We start from the raw sequence: 472 nt of genomic DNA, 5'->3' as shown, positions 1-472 counted from the left end.
GTCATAAATTTCCACAGTCTTAAACGCTTCCGCGTACATATCAAGATCTTGAACAGAAATCTCATTCCCTTTAAGCTCTACAATCATTTCTATGTCGGCAAGACTGTAAAGACGATAAAACATATCAATGTCAAAATTCGATGTTCCTCTAGTAAGGTTGTCGGTATCCATAAAGATTCCGTAAAGAAGGGCTGTCGCTATAACTTTGGGCGGCTCAATGTTATTTTCAAAAAACCACTCGGCTATAATGGAACTGCAACTTCCAACATCGGGGCGTATATCTTCAAAACGATACCCCATGTTGCCCTTGTATTCATGATGATCAATAGCTGCCACTTCGTCAGTGGGAAGGTCGGTAATGTTGGCGTTCCCTTTTTGCGCGTCAACTAACACCGCCCAGTCTTCAGCCCCCATTGTATGGGCATCGGCGGCTTTAACTAAAGGCACATTGAACAACTCAAGCATTTTAAGG

1 protein-coding gene is annotated in these 472 nt (G+C 42.8%); it reads right to left on the bottom strand.

The annotated features are described in order from the left end of the window. Positions 1 to 472 (bottom strand): DHH family phosphoesterase (locus ACYVTD_RS15695; RefSeq protein WP_461248628.1); only part of this gene is annotated, 472 nt, incomplete at both ends.

Source organism: Treponema sp. R6D11 (assembly GCF_054786075.1).
The sequence above is the reverse complement of the archived record's forward strand: the minus strand, read 5'-3'. Positions and strand labels throughout refer to the sequence as shown.